Raw genomic sequence first — 23,232 nt, 5'->3', positions numbered from 1 at the left:
TCATTGCCCTCAGCGGCGCTAAGCTACTTCATGTCTTGATGCGCTGGTCGACAGGCGCGGCCGGTTGACGTTGCGAACATTTCCGTTTTTTCCGGCGGCAAAGTCATGCGTTCCATTGAGCATCTTGCTCGTCATCATCACGTTTGGCGGACTCAACCTGCTTGCGTATTTGCGTGTGTGCGACCGTTGCCCAGCGCCGCAGGGCTCCGATCGGATGCTCGAAGAGCGAGCGGAGCGGCTCTTCGTAAAGTGCAAAATAGGTGGTCAGCGACCCGGACCAGCCGAACGTGTGCATATTCTGCATGACGTAGCGCCGCACATCGTCACGGTCACCGAATTCGTTCAGGAGCCGCATCATAAGAGGATGGAAGCTTCGTTCGGTCCCCGGCGCACGCGAGTTCAGAACCGGCAACGTACGCGCGAGGAACGCAGACCCCCCTTCGGGATTGGCGTGCGCCCAGGAAAACAAGATATCCTCGGGGACGTGCAAAACGGCCGGCTGCTTGGTGTCGGCGAATGAAAATCCATCGCCGATTGCGTGTTCGATGCGCCATGCCGTCGCACGGTCCCGAATGATCGCGTTACCGAACACCGGCCAGACGATGGACGCAAAGTTTTTGAACATGATTGGCAGCAGCGGCTTGATCATCTTGGCCGCATCCCCGTCCGGGCTTGCCGCAAGATAGTTCGCCAGCTTGCCGGCCGCCACGCGGGCGTCGGTGTCGTCCCGTCCCTTCTTGAGGAGCCAGGCCACCACGTGCTCGAAGTGATGTGCGCTCATCTGCGAGCCGCGGCGCTTCGGCCGCTTACCGACGTGGTCAACCGCCAGCATGATCTGGGGCCGCAATTCCTCAAGCCGATCGCGATTGCCATGGACGAACATTCCCATGACGTCGAGCGCCACCGAATAGGCTACGCTGTCCATGCTCAGGAGCTGGTTGAACAAGGGCGCTGCCGAGGCGGCGTCAAGCTTGGCGAACACCCCGCCCATGCTCCAATGCGACATCGTGCCCGGCGGCAGCGTGCCCGATTTCAGGCCCTTGCATACCAGCCGAACATCGTCTGCCGTGATGCCGAGCAACAGGCACAAGAACGGCAGCGTCGGCGCGAAGACGTTCGAGTTGATGGCCTCGTTCTTGTAGGCGTCGACCGCGCCGGGGTGCTGCGCAGCGAGGCCTGAATAGTAACCGGTGACCAACCCGTAGTTCCGCTTGCCTTCGGCGGTCGCAGCATAGGCGCGCTTGATCGACTCTTCCCACGCAAGCGGGTCGCCGGCAAGCTCGCCGATGGCTTTGCCGAACGCGACTGACATTCGCTGCTCATCGCAGGACAAGGCGTCAAGCGCCGCCCGTAGCGTCTCGGGCTGCCCGAGCGCCTCTTTGGCCAAGGCGCGCACCGTGTCGGCCTGGTGCTTTTCCCGCTCATGAAATTCGAGCTTCGCATGGGCGGGATAATCCCAGGGCATCTCGGTGACGAGCAGGCGGATGCGGCCGGCGATATCTTGCGGAGAGAGAGCGGCAATGAGCTTGCGAACGCGCGCCTCTTCGTCGTTCTTGAGCGAGGCTAAGTCGTACTGCAGCACATCGCCCAGCGCGTTCAGGGCAGCAGGCCAGTACGGATGAACCGCTTGAACCTGCGCAACCCACCTCTCGACGTGGTCGATCAGGCCGCCGTCCACGTATGAGCGAAATTCCTGCGCGATCCCGTTACGCGCACTTGAGCCGAGAGCGTCGTCGCGCAAGCCGATCGCAACCAACCGGTCGACGCAGGCAATCACGTAGTCCCACGCATCCTTCCAGTATTTCGGTTGCCAGGGAGCCAGTTGCGGACGGCTGCCATGCGTTTCCGCGCCCATGATGCTTGCATGCGAGTGCATGCTGGATGCGTCCAACAATGCGTCGATCACAATCGGCATTTCCTGCGGGTCATCCCTCTGCAACAACTCGTCCAACAGGCGTAGGCGGGGCCCGGCCGGGGCGGTCGTGTTCCCCCCGAATACCGGAAACAAGGCCTTGAACTGCCCAACGGAGTTGTTACCCCACTGCTCGTTTTCGGCGACAGCGAGTTTGAGCAACAACAGCGCGGCACGCTCGAAGGCCGTGTCGATGAAAGCGATCTTCTCAAGCGCATGAACAAGGCCCCGCCGCAAGTCGCCCCGAACGTCTTCAAGTTCCTTGATGGAGAGCGGGTTCAGGATGTGTTCGAGGAGCGTCACGACCGCTTCGGCATCAATCTCCGCCAAGGCGCTGACGACGTCGCCGGCACCTTCCTGGCCGAGAGCTTCCAGCGAGGCGAAGGGGCCATCAAAACGCATCACGTGGCGCGCAACCTGCGGCGCGACCGGACCTGTGTTCAAGAGGGCGAGTTGCCACGCGGCATTCTGCCGAAGCCGTTCCGGAAGATTGCCAGCGAGAATGCCGTCCCATGTTGCTTGCCCCCATTGCCGCCATTGCCGCTCGGCAAGCGCCAGCGCGAGCGGCTTGGGTTGAAGGCTGGCAAGACGCCCGTGCTGTTGCACCACGCCGCGCCCCTGCAGGTCGGCGAACGCAGCACGGAGATCATCGACGGACCGGCCCCGCGTAAACTGTGCAACCTGCGTAAGGTCGTTCAATTCATCGGTGGTGCCGAGAAGCCGGAACGCACCCAGGAGCATTCCCGCATCCTTCAGCAGCACCGGATCGGCTGGCCTTCGACCGAGAAGAATCCGATCGATAAGCTCATCATCCGTGGCCGCCGCGATGGGCATATCGTTGAGCCATGCCTGGCCAAGCAAGGTCGCCATCTGTGGGAAACCGCGCGCAAATCTTAAGAGACGGCGATGATCCTCGCTCGGCAGGTCAGGCGCGATCTGCTTGATCATGCCCTCCACGACGGTATCGCTCGCCGGATCGACCATCAGCAACTCGTCGTCGCCCTGAATCGATGGGGGAACGTCGTGGTCGATGGTGATGAGCGACACGCGGCTGCCCGCACGCCTCACCATCGCGACGAGATCATGATGCGAGTCCAGCGGGCAGCGATCGACGACAACGATCGCGCGGAAGCCCGAGTCGACGAGGCTCTGCACGATGCTCTTGATGGCAACCGGCCCGGCCTCGGATTCCACCGAGTAAAGAACGAGGTCGGAGAACTGAACGCCCGACGCTTCTTCCTCTTCCGTGGGACCGAGCGCCTCATGCGTCAGGCGCGACTTGCCGACGCCCGAAAGGCCTACGACGCGAGCAACCCCGCGCGGCTTGCCCACCAACGAACGGAGCTTCTCGCGGAACGGAGGCAGGCGCGGATCCGGGACCCAGAACGAGCCTTCAAAGCGACCGGCCCAGTGCGTCCAGTCCTTGAAGGGCCCGACCAGGCCGGGCTGCGTCTGCTCGAGCACCCAGGTCGCAACGGGCGGCAGGATATTGACCCACGACGCGAGCTGATCGGCATCGCGGAACTGAACTTGATTGGGGCTGACCTTGAGGCCGGCTTTTGCGAGTGCTTTGCGGATGGCTTCGGCGCGCGCCTTGACAAGCTTGTTCTCGTAGGAGCGGCCGCACGCCATGACGTAGCTGCCACCCTTTTCCAAAGCGTCGCGCACCATCGACTTGACCTCGCCGGTGGGCGTCAGGACGTCCGCGCCGGCTTCCGCCGGCGAGATCGGACCAGCCTTTAGTTGGAACTGCGAGATGCGGCTCGGCAAGAACTTGGTCCGCTCGGGGCCGTTCTGCCACTCGATGCGCGCATCCTCGCCGCCGTCGGCGGCGGTGATGTTGGCAGCAACGTGGATGCCGTCCATCGGCAGGTTGCCGCTCCATGCCTCGCCGTCGAGCAGCCGCCGCATGAGCAGCACAAACTTTCTGGGGCTGAGCGCCGCGATGTGCTTGCCCGTGACCTCGAACGGCCCGGTACTATTCGCCTCCATCGGAGCGATCTTGCCGCCGGATAGCGTGATGATGGCGGAGGGGTTGGCGTCCAGCAGGCGCAGGATATTCGCCGTCGCTGACGCCGGCTTGATCGTGCCGGACTCGTATTTTGTGAAGGCGCGCGGGCCGCCCCCAAGCAGCTCGCCAGCCTCGACCTGCGACAATCCGATTTTCTCACGGATGCGGCGAATTTCGTGCGGCGTCAGCTCGTTCGGCTTAGCTTCGGTCATGTAGACCACCACAATGGTCCATAAATCCACTAGATGTACCATCGTGGTCCCTTAACGGATCAAGCTGTTATTTGCAACCCTACCTCGTACTCCATTGATTTAATTTTAGTTATTTAGATTCCCGCGTCGCCGATCATCAAGGGCATCGAGAATCAGTTGCTTGGTGCAGTCAACTGTCAGCGAACCCAACTGGAGCACCGCGCCAGGCGCGGCTAGGCCCAGCAGACCCCGGGCGTGCTGACAGGACGTTCTGTCACGGATGCTGGGCACGTTTGGCCCTGCGCGTGGAGCGGCCTCGCATCCCGCTTGAAATGCTCCATCCGGATCTCATGCAGGCCGACCAGCGCTGCCAAGCCACGTCAAAGCTGGCCGACCGCACGAGGACATGATGCGCGCTCGAGGTTGACCAAATGCCGTGCCCTTATGGAAACTGGCTGATGTAGTATGAGCAATGCGGAAGACGATCGCCGATTTGACCAGCGGGGTCTACGACCATGGCGCCCATGCTGACCTCGCCGATCATGGGTTTCGCCGCTACCATCCGTTTTCGTTTGATTTTGACTCGACGCCTTTGAGCCTTGCCGAAGCCGAGGACCATTGGGACGAGCCGGTCAAGCGAAACCATCAGGAGAACCGCGCGCAGGCGATCAAGCGGCTTGAGCAGCAATACGGCTCGGCGCACATCGACATCGTCATCAAGAATGTGACGGACCTCGGCCCGAAATCGATGTCGCTGCTGGCGTATCACAATCAATTCCACGAGCAGGCACGCCGGTCCTTTGTCGCTGGTCTCTATTACCCGGCCCTGGTCGCGGCCTGCGCGCTCGGCGAGCGCATTCTCAATCACCTCGTGCTGGACCTGCGCCACAGCTTCAAATCGTCCGTGCATTACCGGAAGGTCTATCGCAAGGACTCCTTCGACAACTGGGCGTTCGTCATCACTGTTCTGACTGACTGGGACGTCCTGGCGGACGGTGTCGGTGCGGATTTTCTCGTGCTCGGCGAGCTTCGAAACCGGTCCATTCATTTCGATCCGGACACTTACCATTCCTTGCGCGAGGACGCGCTCGCGGCGCTGCAGCGGCTGAATGCCATCATCGCAAAGCAGTTCGGCTATTTTGGCTCCCAGCCCTGGTTCATCGAGAATACGGCCGGCGCCCAGTTCGTGAAACGCGCCTACGAAACCGTTCCGTTCGTCCGTGCCTATGTCATCCCGCGGAGCGGCTTCGTCGGTCCCCTCTATGGCATGGATCTCAGCCAGGGAGGCTGGCAGCACCTTGATTACGCCGATTATGGCAATGGCGAGCTCAGCGACGAGGAATTTGCAACGCGCCATCGGGAGCGCGACCCCGAAAAAGTCGTGTCCCGCGCCATGATCGAGAGAGCGCAGCAGGAGCCCAAACGCGACGGCGGCGTTTAACTCCGTCTTCGGAGCTGACTCGGAAGCTCACCGCTTCAGGGGGCCGGACTGCGGAGTTGGTCCATAGCTACCGTCCGCCCGGAATTCATACCCAGCGAACTCGCGGGAGAATTCGTGGAATAGCTTGATCGCACGCGTCAGCCGCTCCACCGGCAGTATTTGCTTGCCAATCGATATGATATCGCAAGCCGAGCTCAGCTCGGGGCTTATCGGATCGCCGAACACGACCACGGAAGCGCTGATATCCTTATCCATGTGAATGATGAGGTCGCGCACGTCCATGATGGCTTCATTCAACGCCTCGATCCGTCGCTTGACCAAGCGGTCAATCGGAAAGCCCGGTGTGTCGCTCTTGACGCGATCGAAATAGTCGAACAGACGCCGTAAGGAAATAATGCAATCTTCGAGCTTGTTGGTGATGATGTTCATGATGGCCCGGCCGTCAGGAATCCCGAGAGTGCCAGCCTTCTGCTTGTCGATGATCGATAGCGTGGCGCTCCTCGCATCAGAATAATCGCGCACGACCTTGTCGGCCAGGCGCAGGAAATTTCGCCGATAGATAAGCATCTTTTCGGGAAACCCTGCCTCCGAACCAACGAGTTGCTTCGTCAGGAAAGAACGATCGATCGATGATGCCAAAAGACCTGAGAGGTCAGGCATCATGCAAGTGGTCGGCAACATGGCAGTCAATCCCTCCTGCCGATTACTCTTGATCCAGGAACATGCCAGTTACCCGCAACGCCGGAATGAGTTCTTCATCGGCATAGGTGCAGCCGGTAGCCTCGATCACGCGCTGCCGTTCCTTGCCACTCTCGGCGGGAGAATGGCCTCCCCCCGCGTTTAGCCGCGAAAGCATCGGTTCGTAACCGGGTTTCCAGGCTTGAGCAGAAGGAAAAATGCTACGCAGCGACGCGAGGATCGCCATGCCGGAATAGTCGAGGTCGCCCCAAAAGTAGACTGGAATATCGGCAGGCGAAAACAGCCTGCGCTCCAATTCTGCTACCGCCGGCGGCGCGCTTGCGCGTGAATAATAGGCGCTGCATCCATTAGGCTTCCGCAAGCGAGCCGCTGCACCTCGAAAGCCGCTTGAGAAGATCAGCGCCGTATCGCCGAGACTGTCTCCGCTTCTCAATCGTTCAAACGCAACATGATTCTCGATGAAGAGAAATGCTCGTGGCAGAATGGGGACATGCACGTTGAGAACAACTGGCTGTTCGGCGAAAGGACATTCATCGCTATCGAGGAGGGCTGCCACGGCATCGGCGCGGCCATCAAGGATTTTGGAAAGTCCCCAAAAGACACGCGAAGATACCTCGCGCAAGAGCAGCGGCTCGCTGGCCAAGTCCCTGATCGAGAGAAAGCGGCAAAGCACCTCCTCAATCGAGCGCGTGCTGATTTCTATGGGTGCGGATAGAATTCTGGCAAGCGACGATGCTGAAATTGGCAGGTTTTGCGCTGCAAGCCGAATGCGCCATTGGGACGCGTACGATTCTGCCTTGCGCGGCCTGTTCAATTTCTCCCGCATGAGTTCTTCGACGGCGTCCGGCCACTGGAAATCCAGGTAAGGCTCGCGCTCCTCGCGCGCGCCGTGCCGGCGATGTTTTCGGTAACCGAGCGTTGCCCAACCGGCAACTACGGTCCCATCGATCGCTGCCCAGGCCACGGCACGCGCCGAAAGGGAATCAGCCGCATGGATTTCCGGGGCCGTCTGCATATCAAGATTGATGCGGATGGAATGCGTACGCTCGGCTTGGGGCTGGGCGTCAAGGCGATCGATAACTCGCATCAGGACCCGCCGAACAAGAGGTTCGTTCAGCGCCGCTTGGGGCGCCATGACTGCAGTCGGCGCGGACGTCATGAGGTGCCGGACTGGACGGTTCGCACGGAATCCGCTGCAATGACATGGACTGGAGGTTCGTTCTCCTTGAAGGCGGCCTCGGCTTTAGCCGACACGTTCTCCCGATGCGTCTCGTAGAGCGCGCGGACACGAGCTTTGTCCAGGTCGATGACATTGACATCGGACGAGTCACCCGATGCCGTCTGGTAACGCGAGAAGTTGATCCTTGTGTCAAATTCGTCGAGCACGGCGGCCATCGACCGCGTCGGCGCGGCGCATACGATCTGCAGGCCAAGTTCCTTCAGAAAGCCAATGACCCGGCGCGTCCGTGCTTCGTCCATGGTTGAGAAGACCTCGTCCATAAAGATGGAACGGAAATGAGCCTTCTTTTGCTGCGAGAAGATCTTGAACGCTGATGCCATCACGGCGACACGAATGACATACACCGGTGTTTCTGTCTCTCCACCGGAACCCGTGCCCCAACGGGATAGCTCGACGCGGTCCTCGCCGCGGCGCCGCTCAAAATCATAGGAGCGGTAGTTACGATAGTCCGCGATGCGCCGGAGTTCGTCAACCGCTTGCTCGGTGTCGCGCTCGTCGAGCAGAAGAGCGCGAATGCGCTGCAACGTATCGCGCTCCGTTGCATTGAACTCGGCGGCGTTGAACAGATCGAGCTCGCCCTTGCGAACTTCGGCAAGTCCGCGAATTTTCCGGAATAATTCAATGTAGTCGCCGTATTCCGGCTTCAAGGGGTTGATGAGGAAGTAGCTGTCACCACCAAAATTGATCCGGCTCAGGTTGGTGTTGAGCGCGAGAATCGTGTCGTCCCGCCCTTCGACGTTGCTCAGAACCGTCGAACAGAAATCGGTCGTAAAGGACGACGTAAAGCTGCGCTCCGCGATGTCACAGTCGCGCTTGCGTTCGGGCAAGCCGGTATCTCTCTGAGCACGCATTTGCTCGCGAATTTGCCGCCACGTGTCCTCCATCCAGAACATGGCCGTATCGGCCGCAAAACTCGGATGGTACGCAAACGGCTGGACGCTCAGTTGCTGATAGTCGAGCGCATCGTGCTTGTAAGCGTTCAGTTTAAGAATGGTCTCGTTGGTCAGGTTCGTTGCGTGCGTGGCCTGGTCGTTTCGCCGATTGGTATAGGTGTCGACCGACCACGGCTCCTTGAATTCCTTCTCGAAGCGCTTCTCCCATTCCTCGCGGTCGATGAACGCGCTAGCTACCAAAGTCTGATACTGGTCTGTCTCAGCTTCGGCTTTGGGTTCCACGTCAGCAAGTTGCTCATGAAGGTCCGCAAGCTGATTGTCGATGCCGTCGACGATTGTCTGAACACCTCCCTTGTGAATGCCGAGTTTGAAGACGTCCGACCGCAATCCCTTAAGATCGCTTTCGATGTCCTGGGCCTGCTTGATCAGAGTAGCGATGGTGGAAAGATCGAGGCCGGCGAGATCGTCCGAGGCCATACGGCGAAGCGCGGCGGCTTCATCGAAAAACCGTGGGTCATCGGCCTGCAAGAGAATGGCTGACGGACCCGGGATCTCAATGGCCTTCGCCAGCAAGGTTTTGCGAACCGTCAGGGCGTCGATCTCTTTCCTGAGCTGTTCGCCCCGACGAAGCAGCGTATCGCGCTGCTTGCGGCGGATCTCTGCTCCGAATACCAGATCCTCGTCGGGACTGAGCCGCTGCTGATACCGATAGCCTTGCGTCGACCAGCCATCCTGCATGATGCCGCTGCGGGTTCTTCGCAGGGTCTCGGTGTCCCGGACCGTAAGGGTCCGGCCGTATCGAGCCTTGAGGTAGCCATCTGCCTCGGGATCTCCGGAAACCGCGAGAACATGCACAATCGAGGTCGTGTCCACGCGCGGGTGATCCTCAATCGCAAGAGACAACTGAGGTACGGAGATATTGCCGCGCCTGCCCGGATTGTCGCGTCGAAACGCCTTGGCGAGCGCAACGACCTGGGTTTCGTAGTTCCGGTCGTAAAGGATCGTGTAGCGATCCCAGCCAAGATATCCCTCGATAGCCGGTTGCCATTCGGGCTTGGTGACTTCGACGACGTCGCAAAGCACCCGCGGCTTGCATTGAGGAAGCTGAGCCTGAAGCAGCGGCAGAAAATACTCTACGGGCTCCGGATACTCAATCTGCCCGACTTTTAGTTTTTCGACACGCCGCAGAATGCTCCTCGCCTCTTCCGCCTTGGCGTCATACTGGCCTTCGATCGCACGAAAGGAACGGTTAAATGCAGTTCGCAGACCGGACTCGCCGTTGACCGCCTGCCCCCAAGTCTCACCGAGCGCGCCGTGCATCGCCGTGCATTGCTCCAGCATGACTCGAAGTGAATTCTCGCCGACACCGTCGCGGACGGCATCAATGGCACCGTGGAGTGCCGCAAGAGACACCGAAGACAGTGCCGCGCGCAGATTGGTTAGCGCGGACGTGCAGTCGCTTAACTCATCGATAGTTCGAACAACGCCTTCCATATAGGTAACATCGGCTTCCGCCGTCTTGAAGGCCTGCTCGGTGCTCTGGACGCGAGCGAGGATCGAGGCCATCTCGCGGTCTTGTTCGGCAATCAGCCGCTCAAGGTTTGTCTTGGTGGTGTTAACGTCTTCCTTGGCGATACGCGCCTGGATGTCGCCGTGCTTGCCTTCGAGCGTTTGAATTTCCTTGTTCTTTGCAAGAATGGCCGCTTCGGTTTGGCTAAGATCGTCCGCCTCTATCTGGCGCTCATCGAATTTTGCCTCCGCTTGGGCTTGAATGTCCCGGACTCTGCGAACCTCGATCAGGGCGCGCGCCATACGTTCCTGCATAAACGCGGAAAAGGCGCCGCGAAGGTCGATTTCGGCGGCTTCAAGCTGCGCGATGTTCGCCTCCATCCGCGCCGCTTCTGTTTTCAGCCGGTTGACCTCCCGGATTGTTTCCATAAGACGCTGGATCAGCGCGTCATTGTCGACCGGATCAAGAATTTCTTCGCGTATGAGCCCATCGATATCGTTCGGCTGGCGATAAGCGATCGCGCTCACGAAAGCCTTGATCGCGGCGTCCGCCTCTTCGCGCGAGACGGGGGTCGTATCGCCCTTGAGGAACGCGTATAGCATCGCGAGGTATTCGCCGCCGGTCTTGAAGTCGCGGACGGCCGATGTACCGTATTTTGCGCGCAGGGCTACGACCAGGTCATGCCCGGGCATGACGGTGCCGCCCGCACTCATCAAGTCGCCGTGCCCGACGAGATGCCCTCGGACAAGGATGCGAACCAACTCCCCGCTGAGGGATGGCGTTTTTTCCACATCACGGTCGAGAGTGGCCTCACCGCCGATGATGGCTGTGAAGGGCATGCCAAAGGGGCCGTCGCCCGCATCCTGAATCCAGGCAACGCAAACATATCCGTGCGCGCCATTCGGCCGGAGAAACCGGCCCATGCCATTGCTGCCGGTGATGTAGGATGGGATCGTCCGTTTGCTCTTCTTTGCCGAGGGCGCACTTTGCGTCTGCGCGGTATTGAACTTCGATTTGCGGCTATCGCCACCTGCCATGACAGCGACGATGGCGTCGATCAGGGATGTCTTCCCGGACCCCGTCTCTCCGGCAAGCAGGGTATGCCCGCCGAACGCGTAGTCGATGTTCGGCAGACCGCCCCAGTGCATCGTTGTCGCTTGTGCAATACGCATGAATACCGGCTGTCTCGATCAGGGGCGGCTCGTCGAGCCGCGTTCCGTTCGTTCAAGGGTTATGATTTGCGCGGAATGTGAATCATTCGGCGCCTCCGCCGCCGCCGGGGCTATATCCCCAGGAAGATCATTTGAGGAGGCCTCGAACGCCGCTTGCGCGGCACGAACGTTCTGCTCCAGCACGAGGGTAAGAATTTCGGGGCGAATCACGATGACGGCATCCTCGTCTCCAAGTGCTTCAATCCGCATGTCGAGAGCGCCGTGCTTCTTCAGCTTCATGAAGAGCGCTCTTTGCTCAGTCTTCGTTAGCGGAAGGCCCACGCCGAATGTTGTATTCATAAACAAGGCAAGTTCGGTCAGTTTGACGCTGATACGCCCCGACACGTCGATCTTCTTTTCCAGAAGCTGCTCATCGTAAAGCATACGCAAAGCGAGCAGCGAGGCGGCAAGCGCCTGCGCGACGGACTGCTTTACTTCGCGCCGCATCTCAAGGTCTTCATCGGGCTCTACCAAGCCCAGGTCGCGATGATGAGACGGAACCAGCCGAAAGTGCGGCGGCCGGAGCGTGTTGAGGAGCACGACCGGAAAGGCAAACGCAAGGTACTCGGAGAGTTCGGCTTCGCAACGCGCAGCAACGTCATAGAGCCGGGTGGAGTCGCCTCCATCGGCGCGGCTGAGAAAGCCCTTGCTGAGGAGCACGCTGCAAACCGCGCGAAAATCGTCGGGGCGGATGCCCTTCGTTTTCAGGCGTGCTTCGATATCCTTCATCGCTTAAGTCCTCTGGCTGAAGCGATAGTCGTTCGCCTCGAAGACGCCATTCGTGCGCCGTTCGCTGCCGCGCGTAACATCCAGGCGGGCGGTATCCCGGTCGGAGCGGATCGCTTCCACGGCGCAAAGTGCGAGAAGGAGGGACCGAGCATCATCGACGGGCAAATCGAGCAGATCAACTGCGCCACTCTCCTTCACCAATTCCTCGAGATGATCGACGACATCCTTCGACGAGACCGCGAATGCCTCTTCCAAAGCGCTGCGGATCGTGGATCGCAAGCGTTCGTCTCGCGTTGGATTGGTCGTGTGCACATCAACGGGCGTTTCACGGCGTTCTGCCCGCTCGGACAAGAAAACCTTGCCCGGATCCAGCAGGTCGGCCCGGAGCGGAAAGACATTGCGAAAAACCTCGCGGGTCAATCTCTGCCGGTCCTCGCCTGAAAGGGCCCGGAACAGAGTTGCAATTTCGAGAAACGAATTCCGCCCGGCCGACTGCAGTCGAATGATGCGCATGATCAGGCTGGTGAATCGGCTCGTAAATTGACCGACGGCCTGGGTCAGTTCCTCGTGCTTGGTGCGCCGCGTCGACCGAACGATGTCGCGGATGCGCTCGACGATGAAGACGTGCGGCGGCGCCCCATGCGCATCTTCGTCGATCCCCGGGTTGTCAATGGCGATCTCCTTGTCGACTTTCCCAAGGTCGTCCGGATGCATCGACTCGATCTCATGGGTCAGCCGAATAATCTCGGTCGCATGATTGTGAATGTTATCGCTGGTCAGGTATCGTTCGCCGCGGCGCTGGAAATCGTCAACCCCGTGAAAATAGTCCGCGATGGCATCCTTCGAGCCGGCGTAACTGCGCAGCAAGAGCTGCCGCTGATGCTCATGGAATAGATCAGCGACCTGGCAAACATCCTCAAAGATCGACGTCGAATACTCGTAGGCATCGACCAGGTATTCGTGGTTTTTGTCCCGCAGGAACGATTCCAATGCCGTGCGGCACGCGCGTATGCTGCGTTGGCGGCCGCTGGATGTCCGTCGCCGCGTCTCCGCGAACATCTTGGCGATCCGCTTGCCCTCGATGGTGAAGCGCCAAAGTACGGTGAGGTGGGTTGCGTCGGAAAAGGACTCGATGATGCCGAAATGGGTCAGGCGGGAGACAAGCTTGCGGGCGTAGTCGCGGTCATCAATCGATTGATCGAGGTCTTGGTCCTCATCGCCGTTCGGCTGACGCAGCTCGGCGGAATGGACAATCAAATCCCGGTTCTTGGCAATCGTTGTCGCAACGATATCGGTCAGGCGCTCACGATTGAGGACCAAGTCATAGTCCGCGGTTGCGCCGAGTATGCGGTCGTAGAGGTCGACCGTTACCTCAAAAGCAATGCCCCGATGCCGGCCGGTGAAGGGCCGGAAGATGTCCTGCTGGACACGGGAAAAGAAACGATCACCTGCCATAGCACGCCAAAGTAGACCCAAGACGGCGAGCCTGCCACAACATAAACTTTCGGCGCTTTGCGGTACTATAATACTGAGACCGAGGCGGCTTGCCGACCTGCCTTCCCTGAGCTGCATCGACATCCAGCGACGGAGGGCTCGGCATCGCCTGTTCCGATGCCTTACGGTTTCACGCGCGAGGATGACAGGCTCAACTGGGCCAGCTGCGCCTTCCGCGTAGCTCCGCGGTTCCAGTCGCAACCGATGACTACCGATTTCTGCCTGTAAAGCGATCTGCAACGAGTCTCGCGATCGAGGAAGACTGCAACGGGTCTTTGATGTTCATCTGCCCGCGTGGATTAACCGATCAACTGTCCAGCCACCCGAGATAGCGCGCGGAGCCAAGCCGCACCAGCCTCAGGAGTGTCCGTTGGTCGCACGTAGATCGCGCCGGATTATTCAACGCCGGAAGCGCCTTCCAGCGGGCAAGCGGATCACCGCCTGATTTGCAGATTGCCTCCCGCATTCGGGCGAAGGCCGTATCCTGTGTCATCAGAGCGATCTCAGCCGGCAAGAGGGATCCGTCCGCGAGATCGACGGGGCCCTCTGCACCTACGAGACCTACTCGTCTCTCAAGAGCTTCCAAGCCTCAACGCCGAGTCCTTTTGCAATGCGGGCAATGTTGTCAATCGACACGTTGCGCTCCGAACGCTCGACGCCGCTCAGGTAAGTACGGTTGATTCCACACTCGAGCGCGAGAGCCTCTTGGCTCAAGCCACGCGCAGCGCGTAGCCGGCGCATATTTCTCGCCACGATATCGCGCAATGGGCCTTTGTGCGTCCGTTTCACCGGCACACATCGTGCGGATTGACGCTTTTAAGGCGACCGCTTTTAAGTTACATAATGCACGCGATGAGGTATTTCCCCCGAGAAACGACGTCCTCGTTTGGTCAGATGAAGCACAGCACGAGTACCGTGGAACCTTTTTTAGAGGTGGCCGGCAACGCTATCGGCACAACCGGTCCGATCTCCTACCGTGCTGGATATCGCTGTGTTGAAACGGGTGAGATTATCTGCGCCATAGAGCTACCTGCATCAATTGCAGAGCCGACAATCTTCGCACATTCAAGCCTGGTGATCGTGACAACACCTGACGGACACATCGTATCAACGGTGAGAGGTGTTGCAGGTTGCGATTTGCACGAACGCCAACCGATTGTTGCCGAGCCTATTGATTCAATTATCGCTCGATCGCTCAATTCAGAGAATCTTCGGATGGAAGAAGCAACGGTCGCAGACCTAGAAAAACTGTTGAAGCGCCTCAATCATTCGGCCAGCCTCGTCAGCAAGACAATTGTCCAAATGGCAGATAGTTGCAAAGACAACTTCTAAGCTAACAACTGAAAAATCTTGATCCACCTGTCCCTGACGAGTCGGCCCCTTGCGCGCGCTCGTAACAAGCGCAGGAGGAGAAAACTTGCAACATGGCCGGTGTCCGCCTAATCTTTACGCGAACTCTCCCCACCGTGATCCTGCCCTTTGCGGGTCCAGCGATCTTCAGCAATACGGGGAGCGGCGTCGGCCGTATCCTTCACTCCACCTGCCCGGCAGGCTCGCCTGAAATCCGCATCACCATCAAGAAACGCCTCAAGCATGAACGGTATCAGCTCAGCTACTTCTTCCTTGTTGCCGTAGGTCTCCGCATAGAAGGCAGCATACTCGCGCAGCCGCTGCGCCAAGCCCGGCGTAAGCGCAACATTCATCTTCACCGGTGTCCGATCAGGCAGCTTCGCAAGCTTCATCCCTACCTGCCCTTCGCCATTGTCTGAACGTCCTGGTAGGGCTTCAGCACCAGATCGTTAGAAACAATCACCCGCAGCGGCCATCCCGGCCTGACCGTGATCGTCGGCTGCACGTCGAGCTCACGCTCCACCAGGCGCTGTCCCGCACGATTAGTCGTTTGCTGTGTGCTTTCCCGCAGCGCTTTCACGAGATCGCTCTCGTCGTTGCCGATCGATAGCTGTGTCCCCACCCCGATCAGAGTCGCCAGGGCCACACCCTTGAGCAACTGCCAGGTATGGAAGTCCACCTGGTCCTCGAGCCCGGCGTAGCCTGCAACGTCTGTAGCCGGAAGGTTTTCGATCACGATCGAATTGCCGTTCGGCAGGATGAGCCGGTTCCAGATGACCAGCGCCCGCTTCTGGCCGAAGGCGACGACGCTATCGTATTTGCCCACGATCCTTGTCCCCTGCGGGATCAAAAGATGTTCGCCAGTGACCGTATCGTAAACGTTCTCGGTGACCTGGCCGATAGTTGCTCCAGGTAAGTCCGAATTCAGCCCCGTGACGAGGCTCGCCGGGATGATCGACCCCGCCATCACCGCATAGGTGGACGGCGCTGGTTTAAGCGCATGGGCATTGGTCGTTTCCGTGTCGGCTTTCGCGCCGACGAAGGCCAGCTTTCGCGCCTGCGACGAGGGAATGATTTCGCTGGAGCGGTCGATCATCGCCTGCGCCATTTTTGCAAGTTCCGCAGCAGATGGACCGGTGTCGGGCGTTGGAGGCCGGAATGCCGATGGAGTGGTCGCTGGCGCTTCAGTCGGGCTTGCCTGCTTGCGCTTCTCCTGTTTCTCCGACAGGCGGACGAACAAGCCCGACTCCTTTGCCTGCTGAGCAACACGCGTCTGGCGGATCCGCTCGGCCCGTTCGGCATCTTCCTCCGGACTAGCCCGGAAACCACCTTCCGATGAGACCCCAGCCTTCTTCTCGTTCTCGGCAAAGGCCCGTCCGATATCCCCAGGCGACGGCGGCCCGAGCCGCGGCGTCGATGGCGGCAACTCCTCGTAGGACTTTGGCAGCTTGCTCAAGCCCTCGGCGGTCTGCTTGCGGTCGGTATTATAGAGCTCCGTCCGCTCCGACTGCTTGAAGGAGTGCGGCCGGAGCGCAATCAGTATCGCCCCGCCAACGAACAGCGCCGCGACGGCGCAGCCGGTCATGAGGGCGCGCCTGTTGAGGCGCCGAACGGGCCGCGGACGCGCTCGCAGTTCCAACGGCTCCGGATCCTGATCCAATCCCGTCGTCATGAGGCGCTCGCGGCGCTGAAGACCTGCGACACCGGTCGCGCGTCGATGCGGATGATCCGGACAATTCGCTGCGGATCTTCGCCAAGGCGAAGCTCGGCGGCGCCGAACATCCGATCAACGATGTAGTAGGAACCGCGGACGCGGTAGTTGACGAGGTTCGGCCGGCCATCGGCTCCTGCGACGAACAAGGGCGGCGCCTCACCTTGCGACAGGCCCGTTGGCATCTGGATATAGACCTTGCGACCGTCGTCAAAGGCGCGCAGCGGCCGCCACGGCGGATCGTCGCCTTCAATCCGGTAGCGGAAATTCAGGCTGTCGAGCCGGACACCACGGTCGGCGACCCGCTCTTCGCTTTCCTGGGCGACGACGTTCTGCTTGTGGAGCGCGACAAGCGTATCTGTCGGATACGTCCACGAGATGGACGCCATGTAGGTCTGCTTGGTCGAGACGAGCTCGAGGTGATAGGCCCGCCGGTCAGTCAGGACGACAAGGTTCGTCTGAATATCCGGAAGCGTCGGCTTGACCAGGATGTGCACTCGCCGGGCACTCCCCTGACCGCTCAAGGTATCACCAACCACCCAACGAACCGTGTCGCCTGTGGAGACGTCGATCAGTTCCTCGCCCGGCTGAAGCGCGATAGTCGATACCTTCTCCGGGCTTGCATAGAGCCGGTAGAGCGCACCTTCCGTCCATGGGTACACTTGGATGGCGTTGATATAGCCGGCGCGCGTCGGCTCCATCCGCGCCGCCTTGTTCGCCTTGGCTATCGCCTGCTCCGGCGGCAATTTTTCCTCTTTGCCACCCTTTGTCGGAAAGGGCTTCAGCTGGCCCGGCAACGGCAAGACCTTGGGCGTTTCGACGATTCGCACCGGCGCCGGCGGATCAGTCTCTGGAAGCGCCTTCTCAAAGGTCATCTCGTCATAAGGCGCTTCGAGATTGAGCTTGGTGGCACATCCGCCAAGCCAAAGCGACAAGGCAAGGACGCTGGCCGACGCGAGCTTGGTAAGGGCTTTGGAATTCATTTGGCGTCTCCAATGAGGTCGCGCGACCAGTTGAGGGAATGGACATAGAGGCCGAGGGGGTTCTTCCGCAGGGTTTCGGCATCCGCAGGCGGCTTGAGAACCGTGGTGACAAGACCCGTGAAGCGCTCTGTCTTTGCGATCGAGCCGTTCTCGTAGGCGTTCTCTTTCCAGCGGATTTCGAAGCTGTCGCTGGACGCACGGACCACGGATGTGACTTCGGCTGTTACCGTCTTGGAGCCGATCTTTGTGAACGGATCGGCTTCTCGCGCGTAGTCGTTCAACGCCTGCGCACCGCGGTCGGTGACAAAGTCGTAGGCACGCAGCCAGTTCGCACGGACGATGACCGGATCAATCGACAGGGAGCGAACGTTCTCGATGAACCGCGCGAGAAAGTGCGCAATCTGCGCGTCTGACGGTTGGTAGGCTTCGAGTGCCGGCCCGACTGCGCGGACTTCACCGAGCCGATCGACCTCGACCACGTAGGGAACGACACCCGAGCGAGCGATCTGGGTGAAGATCGTCAATCCGAGGACGCTGGACAGGCCGATGGCTGCCAGCGCTGCCAGCCGCCAGTTGCTGGCCTGAACACGGGCGGACCCGAGCCGCTCGTCCCAGACCTGGGCTGCCTTCTGATAGGGCGTGACCGGCTGTGGCGTCTCGCCGTAACGGACGGACACGCGCTGAAAGGGGTGACTAGCCATATACTACTCCTCCCCCAGCTTCGGGCCCGACGAATGCCCACCTTTGTCGCCCTCTTTCAGGGTGTGAGCGGCGACTTGTGCCGCTTCCCTCGTGTGCCCGCGCGCGGACGGCCCCGCGGCACGCCCCGGGCCTGACGCAGTAGCTGCGTTCGTTGCGCCGCCAGTGCCCGCGCTCGCTAGCTGATCCACCGTTGAGGCCCGGGCCGATCCGCCGGCGGCTGAAGACGCACCGGTGAGCGATGCTGCGGAGCGAACCGCAGTCATTGAACCACCCGCCGCAAGACGCAGCCCACCCGCGGCCGCCGCTCCGCCGCCGATCACGACAGCCGCCGCACCCGCCACCGTTCCCGCGGCTGCGCCGGCGCCCAGCTGGGGTGCACCCGAGACCAGGCCCGCCGCGATTCCCGGGCCAAAGATGCCAAGGCCAAACAGCGAAAGGGCCGCAAGCAACAAGCTCATGGCCGAGACGATATCGACTGGCCGGGTCAGCGTGCTTGCGAGCTGACCGAAGATGGTCGAGCCGATGCCGATGATGATCGCGAGAACCATCACCTTCACCCCCGAGGCGACCACGTTACCGAGTGTCTTTTCCGCCAGGAACGCGGTCTTTCCCCACAGCGCGAAGGGCACAAGAATGAAGCTTGCAAGCGTCGTCAGCTTGAATTCGATCAACGTAACGAAGAGCTGCACCGACAGGACGAAGAACGCAAGCACGATCAGGATCCAGCAGAACAACAGGATCAGGATCGTCGGCAGGTTAGTAAGCACGTCAAAACCCGAGAATTGCCCGGTCTCCTCCAGAAGAGGATGGGCGGCCGTAAAGCCGGCGGAAGCAACAAAACCCGGCCGCGCCAGATCGGCGGCGCTTAAGCTCCCGCCAGACGCCTTCAGTCCAATGCTGGAGAACGATGCAAAGACAATATCGGCGAGGCTCTTGAAGTTGCCGATAATGAACGCGAAGGCACCGACATAGAGCACCTTCTTGGCAAGCGTCACCAGGATATGGTCGTCGGCGCGCATGCTCCAGGCAAGGCCGGCAAGCGTGAGGTCGATGCCGATCAACGTTGAGCTCAGGAATGAGACGTCGCCGGACAGAAGACCGAACCCAGAGTCGATGTAACGCGAGAAGGTCTCTGTAAAGCGGTCAATGACGGAGAGATCAGCCATGGTGCCCTCACCTATTTGCCGCTGGTGTAGGCGTGGCCATCGCCGATGAAGCGGATAAAGCGCTCCTTCGCGGCGGCGGACGACGCTTGCTGTTCGGCCGCTCGCAACGTGTCCGCGCGCGCCTGGGTCGCCAGAAGTGCCTGGGTCTGCAACGACTGCTTGATCTGGAGACCGAGCAGTTCGTTACCGGACTGTTGGGCCTGCAGCGAGCCGACCGCAGCGGACGAATTCGCCATCAGCGTTCGAAGCGTCTGGCCATCTTGATCCAGAGAACCGACGATAGCCGACTGGATGGTGAGCGCCTGCTTCAGTCCGTCGTAGCTGTTGTCCCATCGCGACGTCGCATCCAGAACCATCTTGTCGGACGAAACGGCTGCCGCATATTGGCGGGGATAAAGCCGCTCAAAATCCTGCTGCGTCTTCTGAACATCGAATGAGAGGTTTTTCGCCTGAGCTATCAGGTTGTTCATCTGATTGATCGTCGACGTGAGCTGACCGACAACGCTTGTGGGCAGGCTCGAGAGGTTCTTGGCTTGGTTGAGCAACGACTGCGCCTGATTTTCGAGGCTCCGGATCTGATTGTTGATCTGCTCAAGCGCACGCGCGGCGGTCAGAAGATTCTGGCTGTAATTGGTGGGATCAAAAACGATATCGAACGCGCCCAGCCGTCGCGACCCATTCACCGCAATGACAAAAGATAGCAACGTCGTCATGATAAATCTTGAGGTTGTTCCCATGAACATGCGACCGGTACTTTCGAGCATGGAAGACTCCAGGGGTTGGGAGTTGGGGTTGAGGTCAGGCCTTATGGGCCTGTTCGAAGGTGCTGATGAGATTGGCGGCCCAGTTCAGACCGCGTTCGGCGAGGTAGCGCTCGGCGAAATGGTGGGCCCCAGTGCGGGCGAGAACGGTGTCAATGGCTCGCTGATCCTCTGGTGAGGAGGCTCCGACGAGCGCGAGCGCGACCGGTCCAAGGCCAAGCTCGAACAGGCGATTGCCGGCACGAGACTGCAGATAATACTCGCGCTTTGGGGATGCTTCCGCGACCAGGCGCACCTGGGTGTCGTTCAAGCCGAACCGGCGGTAGGTCTCGATCTGGGTCGGCTCCAGTGCACGTGGGTTCGGCAGGAATATTCTGCTTGGACAGGATTCGATGATCGCAGGAGCAATCTGGCTGTCGGCGACATCGGCGAGCGACTGGGTCGCAAAAATGACCGCCACGTTCTTCTTGCGCAGCGTCTTTAGCCATTCGCGAATGCGGCTTGCGAACAGTGGGTCGTCCAGAAACACCCAAGCCTCGTCTAGCACCAGCAGCGTGGGCCGGCCGTCGAAGCGGTCTTCAAGGGTGTGAAAGAGATAGGTCAGGACCGGCGCCACCAGGCCAGGCAACGTCATCAATTCTTCCATCTCGAAGGTGAGCACGTCCGCACCGGAAAGGCGGTCGGCGTCCGCGTCCAGGAAGCGGCCGTAGGGTCCTTCCAGCGTGTACGGCTGTAGCGCCTGCCTCAGCGCGTCGCGGGCAAGCAACGCCACGAGCCCAGTCATCGTCCGCTGCGAGACGGGCGCGGACCCGAGACTCCTCAGCGCCGACCAGAGCGTCTCCTTGACCTCAGGCGTTACGGTCACGCGCTCATGGGCGAGCACACCGCAGAGCCAGTCGAGCGCCCAGAGTCTCGCTCTCTCTTCCGCGACATCCTTGAGCGGCTGAAAGGCGATACCGCCCTTTGCGCCCAGCTCATACCAAGCCCCCGACAACGCGAGCGTGGTGGCCCGCGCCGACCGGCCCTTGTCAAAGGTGATGAGTTGGGCGTTTGGGTAGCGCCGGAATTGAAGGGCCAGCATCGATAGCAGGACCGACTTGCCCGCCCCCGTGGGACCGACAATGATGGTATGCCCGACGTCGCCGACGTGGAGCGACAACCGAAACGGTGTCGCTCCCTTGGTCTTGGCGATGAGAAGCGGCGGGCCATCAAGATGGTCGCACCGCTCGGGTCCAGCCCATACCGCCGACAATGGGCACATATGGGCGAGGTTCAACGTGTGAACGATGGGCTGGCGGATATTAGCATAGGCCTGCCCCGGCAGGCTGCTGAGCCAAGCCTCAACCGCATTGACGCTCTCGCGGATCGCCGTAAAGCCCCGGCTATTGATCACCCGCTCGACCGCGCGGATTTTCTCGTCCGCCTGATGCGAGTCCTCGTCGCTTACCGTGACGGTCGTGGTGATATAACCGAAGGCTACCAGATCGTCGCCAAGCTCGGAGAGTGCCGCGTCGGCGTCCAGGGCCTTGTTGCAGGCGTCGGTGTCGAGCAGCGCCGCCTGCTCGTTGAACATGACCTCTTTGAGGATCGCCGCAAGCGACTTCCGCTTGGCAAACCATTGTCGCCGATAACGCGCAAGCGTTGCGTTTGCCTGCGTACGGTCAAGGGGAATGAACCGCGTCGCCCAGCGGTAGGCAACGCCGATCCGGTTGAGTTCGTCGAGCAGGCCGGGAAAGGTAACGTGTGGAAACCCAAGGACCGTCAGGGCGCGAAGATGGCTGCGCCCAATGGCCGGGGACAATCCACCTGTCAGCGGCTCATCGCTCAGGAAGCAATCGAGATAGGCCGGAATCTTGGGAACGCTGACCGGATGGCGCTTGGTCGAGACGCAGCTATGGAGATAGGTGAGCGTCTCCGCGTCGTCGAGAGGCCAGATCTCAGGCAAGACCGACGAGAGCAGGTCGATCGCCCGGTCGGTTTCCTGGACGAATCTCTGAAGATGTTCGCGATAGCCTTTCTCATTGCTGCCAAATCTCTGCTGGTCATCAATCTCGCCGTCATTTTGCGCAGGACTTTCGATCGATTGGTCGCGACGAATGCGCTTCCCCTTTCCCCCAACGCTATGCCTCTCCTTGGGGCGCTCGAGAAATAGACCTTCGAGACGCGAGACCCTTTCGGCAGGCGGCAGATACATCAAGGTCAGATGGAGCACGCTCTCGAAATGCTGCCCACCGGGGCGGGACGGGTCCTCCCACGCCACCCCAGGGGCGCCTGAGAACGCGGCTCGTCGCTCTTCATCCACCAGCCAGGACACCGCATCAGGAAATTCCGACCGCGGATATTCGGAAGCCGGAATGCGTGTGGCATCAAAGAAGAGAGCCCAGCCTGAGCCAAAGCGTTTCAGAACGTTGTTCACGCGTGAGGTGACGCTCATCAGCTCAGCCTCGGTCGCACTGTCGAGGTCCGGTCCGCGGTAGCGTATGGTCCGCTGAAAGCTGCCATCCTTGTTCAGGATGACGCCTGGGGCGACCAGGCAGGCCCATGGTAGCCAATCAGCCAGCCGATAAGCGTTGCCGCGGAATTCTCTCAGGTTCAGCATGCGAGCCGCCCCTTGTGCTTGGTGTGACGGATAGCGACTTCGACGAAGGCCGGGTCGCGCTTGGCGAGCCAAACGGCCGCGCTGTGGCCAATGACCCAGAGCACGAGGCCTGCGAGCCAAAGGCGCAGGCCGAGCGCCAGCACGGCGGAGAGTGTCCCGATCAGAATGGCGGCGGCACGCGGGGCGCCGCCGATCAGGATGGGCTCGGTCAACGAGCGGTGGAGCACGAGTTCAAAACCTTCCGCGCGCATCAGATCAGTGCTCCGCCACCGAACGAGAAGAACGAAAGGAAGAAGGAGCTGGCGGCAAATGCGATCGACAGGCCGAAGACGACTTGGACCATCTTGCGAAACCCGCCCGAGGTGTCGCCAAAGGCGAGTGAGATGCCAGTCACAGTGATGATGATGACGGCGACGATCTTGGCGACCGGTCCCTGGATGGATTCCAGGACACGCTCGAGCGGGGCTTCCCATGGCATGCCTGAACCCGCGGCGTGTGCCGCCGAGGCGCTGAGAAGCATGCAGGCCGAGACCGCGCCGAGCTCCATCAAGGGAAGCCCGCGGATCGAGCAGAAGCCACGCAGGCGCGAACGCACGTATAGACGCAGTCGAACGGACATATTGCAGTCT

18 protein-coding genes are annotated in these 23,232 nt (G+C 60.4%); 2 read left to right on the top strand and 16 right to left on the bottom strand.

Going from position 1 to position 23,232, the window contains the following annotated elements; genetic code table 11:
• Positions 1-103: 103 nt before the first annotated feature.
• Positions 104-4,177, bottom strand: a complete 4,074-nt coding sequence (locus IVB05_RS10565) for a type II TA system antitoxin MqsA family protein (protein ID WP_247784091.1) — start codon at positions 4,175-4,177, stop codon at positions 104-106.
• A gap of 409 nt (positions 4,178-4,586) precedes the next feature.
• Here IVB05_RS10565 and IVB05_RS10560 point away from each other — a divergent pair, with 409 nt between their 5' ends.
• A complete protein-coding gene (locus tag IVB05_RS10560; RefSeq protein WP_247784090.1) occupies positions 4,587-5,555 on the top strand; it encodes a hypothetical protein in 969 nt (322 codons plus the stop codon).
• A gap of 27 nt (positions 5,556-5,582) precedes the next feature.
• Here the strand turns inward: IVB05_RS10560 and IVB05_RS10555 are convergent, their stop codons facing one another.
• The 6 genes from IVB05_RS10555 to IVB05_RS10530 all read right to left on the bottom strand — a co-directional run bounded on the left by IVB05_RS10555 (position 5,583) and on the right by IVB05_RS10530 (position 14,072).
• A complete protein-coding gene (locus IVB05_RS10555; protein ID WP_247784089.1) occupies positions 5,583-6,245 on the bottom strand; it encodes a hypothetical protein in 663 nt (220 codons plus the stop codon).
• Between the two features lie 13 nt (positions 6,246-6,258).
• On the bottom strand, positions 6,259-7,341 hold the full coding sequence (locus tag IVB05_RS10550) for a Wadjet anti-phage system protein JetD domain-containing protein (RefSeq protein ID WP_247784088.1): 1,083 nt from the start codon (positions 7,339-7,341) through the stop codon (positions 6,259-6,261).
• A 68-nt stretch (positions 7,342-7,409) separates the two neighbouring features.
• Positions 7,410-11,069 (bottom strand): SbcC/MukB-like Walker B domain-containing protein, encoded by a 3,660-nt coding sequence (locus tag IVB05_RS10545; RefSeq protein WP_247784087.1) that lies wholly within the window; start codon positions 11,067-11,069, stop codon positions 7,410-7,412.
• An 18-nt stretch (positions 11,070-11,087) separates the two neighbouring features.
• Positions 11,088-11,837: a DUF4194 domain-containing protein gene (locus tag IVB05_RS10540; RefSeq protein WP_247784086.1), complete on the bottom strand. Its 750-nt coding sequence runs from the start codon at positions 11,835-11,837 to the stop codon at positions 11,088-11,090.
• A 3-nt stretch (positions 11,838-11,840) separates the two neighbouring features.
• The gene (locus IVB05_RS10535; RefSeq protein WP_247784085.1) at positions 11,841-13,292 is read right to left on the bottom strand and encodes a Wadjet anti-phage system protein JetA family protein; all 1,452 of its coding nucleotides are present in this window, start codon (positions 13,290-13,292) and stop codon (positions 11,841-11,843) included.
• Positions 13,293-13,892: 600 nt separating this feature from the next.
• The gene (locus IVB05_RS10530) at positions 13,893-14,072 is read right to left on the bottom strand and encodes a helix-turn-helix transcriptional regulator (RefSeq protein WP_247786653.1); all 180 of its coding nucleotides are present in this window, start codon (positions 14,070-14,072) and stop codon (positions 13,893-13,895) included.
• A gap of 153 nt (positions 14,073-14,225) precedes the next feature.
• Between IVB05_RS10530 and IVB05_RS10525 the strand changes: the two genes are divergently transcribed.
• Positions 14,226-14,663: a hypothetical protein gene (locus IVB05_RS10525; RefSeq protein ID WP_247784084.1), complete on the top strand. Its 438-nt coding sequence runs from the start codon at positions 14,226-14,228 to the stop codon at positions 14,661-14,663.
• A 107-nt stretch (positions 14,664-14,770) separates the two neighbouring features.
• On the opposite strand, the gene IVB05_RS10520 is transcribed toward IVB05_RS10525, so the two are convergent.
• The 9 genes from IVB05_RS10520 to IVB05_RS10480 all read right to left on the bottom strand — a co-directional run bounded on the left by IVB05_RS10520 (position 14,771) and on the right by IVB05_RS10480 (position 23,150).
• The gene (locus IVB05_RS10520; protein WP_247784083.1) at positions 14,771-15,073 is read right to left on the bottom strand and encodes a DUF2274 domain-containing protein; all 303 of its coding nucleotides are present in this window, start codon (positions 15,071-15,073) and stop codon (positions 14,771-14,773) included.
• Between the two features lie 2 nt (positions 15,074-15,075).
• Positions 15,076-16,266: a TrbI/VirB10 family protein gene (locus tag IVB05_RS10515; protein WP_247784082.1), complete on the bottom strand. Its 1,191-nt coding sequence runs from the start codon at positions 16,264-16,266 to the stop codon at positions 15,076-15,078.
• Positions 16,267-16,349: 83 nt separating this feature from the next.
• The gene (trbG, locus tag IVB05_RS10510; RefSeq protein ID WP_247784081.1) at positions 16,350-17,375 is read right to left on the bottom strand and encodes a P-type conjugative transfer protein TrbG; all 1,026 of its coding nucleotides are present in this window, start codon (positions 17,373-17,375) and stop codon (positions 16,350-16,352) included.
• Positions 17,372-18,076: a conjugal transfer protein TrbF gene (gene trbF, locus IVB05_RS10505; RefSeq protein ID WP_247784080.1), complete on the bottom strand. Its 705-nt coding sequence runs from the start codon at positions 18,074-18,076 to the stop codon at positions 17,372-17,374. Before trbF ends, trbG begins: the two co-directional genes overlap by 4 nt.
• 3 nt (positions 18,077-18,079) lie before the next feature.
• The gene (gene trbL, locus IVB05_RS10500) at positions 18,080-19,243 is read right to left on the bottom strand and encodes a P-type conjugative transfer protein TrbL (RefSeq protein WP_247784079.1); all 1,164 of its coding nucleotides are present in this window, start codon (positions 19,241-19,243) and stop codon (positions 18,080-18,082) included.
• An 11-nt stretch (positions 19,244-19,254) separates the two neighbouring features.
• Positions 19,255-20,007, bottom strand: coding sequence for a P-type conjugative transfer protein TrbJ (gene trbJ, locus IVB05_RS10495; protein WP_247784078.1), 753 nt, complete (start codon positions 20,005-20,007; stop codon positions 19,255-19,257).
• A gap of 34 nt (positions 20,008-20,041) precedes the next feature.
• Complete coding sequence (trbE, locus tag IVB05_RS10490) at positions 20,042-22,603, bottom strand: conjugal transfer protein TrbE (protein ID WP_247786652.1); 2,562 nt, start codon at positions 22,601-22,603, stop codon at positions 20,042-20,044.
• Positions 22,597-22,854, bottom strand: coding sequence for a VirB3 family type IV secretion system protein (locus tag IVB05_RS10485; protein WP_246924998.1), 258 nt, complete (start codon positions 22,852-22,854; stop codon positions 22,597-22,599). Before IVB05_RS10485 ends, trbE begins: the two co-directional genes overlap by 7 nt.
• Entirely contained in the window at positions 22,854-23,150 is a 297-nt protein-coding gene (locus IVB05_RS10480) for a TrbC/VirB2 family protein (RefSeq protein WP_247786651.1), read from the bottom strand. The genes IVB05_RS10485 and IVB05_RS10480 overlap by 1 nt, the downstream gene beginning before the upstream one ends.
• Between the last annotated feature and the right edge of the window lie 82 nt (positions 23,151-23,232).

Source organism: Bradyrhizobium sp. 170 (assembly GCF_023101085.1).
Lineage (GTDB): Bacteria > Pseudomonadota > Alphaproteobacteria > Rhizobiales > Xanthobacteraceae > Bradyrhizobium.
The sequence above is the reverse complement of the archived record's forward strand: the minus strand, read 5'-3'. Positions and strand labels throughout refer to the sequence as shown.

What these genes read in the sequence shown, in the direction of transcription:
- IVB05_RS10565 (WP_247784091.1), bottom strand. Translation starts at nt 4,177, where the DNA reads ATGGTACATCTAGTGGATTTATGGACCATTGTGGTGGTCTACATGACC.
- IVB05_RS10560 (WP_247784090.1), top strand. Translation starts at nt 4,587, where the DNA reads ATGCGGAAGACGATCGCCGATTTGACCAGCGGGGTCTACGACCATGGC.
- IVB05_RS10550 (WP_247784088.1), bottom strand. Translation starts at nt 7,341, where the DNA reads ATGCGAGTTATCGATCGCCTTGACGCCCAGCCCCAAGCCGAGCGTACG.
- IVB05_RS10545 (WP_247784087.1), bottom strand. Translation starts at nt 11,069, where the DNA reads ATGCGTATTGCACAAGCGACAACGATGCACTGGGGCGGTCTGCCGAAC.
- IVB05_RS10540 (WP_247784086.1), bottom strand. Translation starts at nt 11,837, where the DNA reads ATGAAGGATATCGAAGCACGCCTGAAAACGAAGGGCATCCGCCCCGAC.
- IVB05_RS10535 (WP_247784085.1), bottom strand. Translation starts at nt 13,292, where the DNA reads ATGGCAGGTGATCGTTTCTTTTCCCGTGTCCAGCAGGACATCTTCCGG.
- IVB05_RS10530 (WP_247786653.1), bottom strand. Translation starts at nt 14,072, where the DNA reads ATGCGCCGGCTACGCGCTGCGCGTGGCTTGAGCCAAGAGGCTCTCGCG.
- IVB05_RS10525 (WP_247784084.1), top strand. Translation starts at nt 14,226, where the DNA reads ATGAAGCACAGCACGAGTACCGTGGAACCTTTTTTAGAGGTGGCCGGC.
- IVB05_RS10520 (WP_247784083.1), bottom strand. Translation starts at nt 15,073, where the DNA reads ATGAAGCTTGCGAAGCTGCCTGATCGGACACCGGTGAAGATGAATGTT.
- IVB05_RS10515 (WP_247784082.1), bottom strand. Translation starts at nt 16,266, where the DNA reads ATGACCGGCTGCGCCGTCGCGGCGCTGTTCGTTGGCGGGGCGATACTG.
- trbG (WP_247784081.1), bottom strand. Translation starts at nt 17,375, where the DNA reads ATGAATTCCAAAGCCCTTACCAAGCTCGCGTCGGCCAGCGTCCTTGCC.
- trbF (WP_247784080.1), bottom strand. Translation starts at nt 18,076, where the DNA reads ATGGCTAGTCACCCCTTTCAGCGCGTGTCCGTCCGTTACGGCGAGACG.
- trbL (WP_247784079.1), bottom strand. Translation starts at nt 19,243, where the DNA reads ATGGCTGATCTCTCCGTCATTGACCGCTTTACAGAGACCTTCTCGCGT.
- trbJ (WP_247784078.1), bottom strand. Translation starts at nt 20,007, where the DNA reads ATGCTCGAAAGTACCGGTCGCATGTTCATGGGAACAACCTCAAGATTT.
- trbE (WP_247786652.1), bottom strand. Translation starts at nt 22,603, where the DNA reads ATGCTGAACCTGAGAGAATTCCGCGGCAACGCTTATCGGCTGGCTGAT.
- IVB05_RS10485 (WP_246924998.1), bottom strand. Translation starts at nt 22,854, where the DNA reads ATGCGCGCGGAAGGTTTTGAACTCGTGCTCCACCGCTCGTTGACCGAG.
- IVB05_RS10480 (WP_247786651.1), bottom strand. Translation starts at nt 23,150, where the DNA reads ATGGAGCTCGGCGCGGTCTCGGCCTGCATGCTTCTCAGCGCCTCGGCG.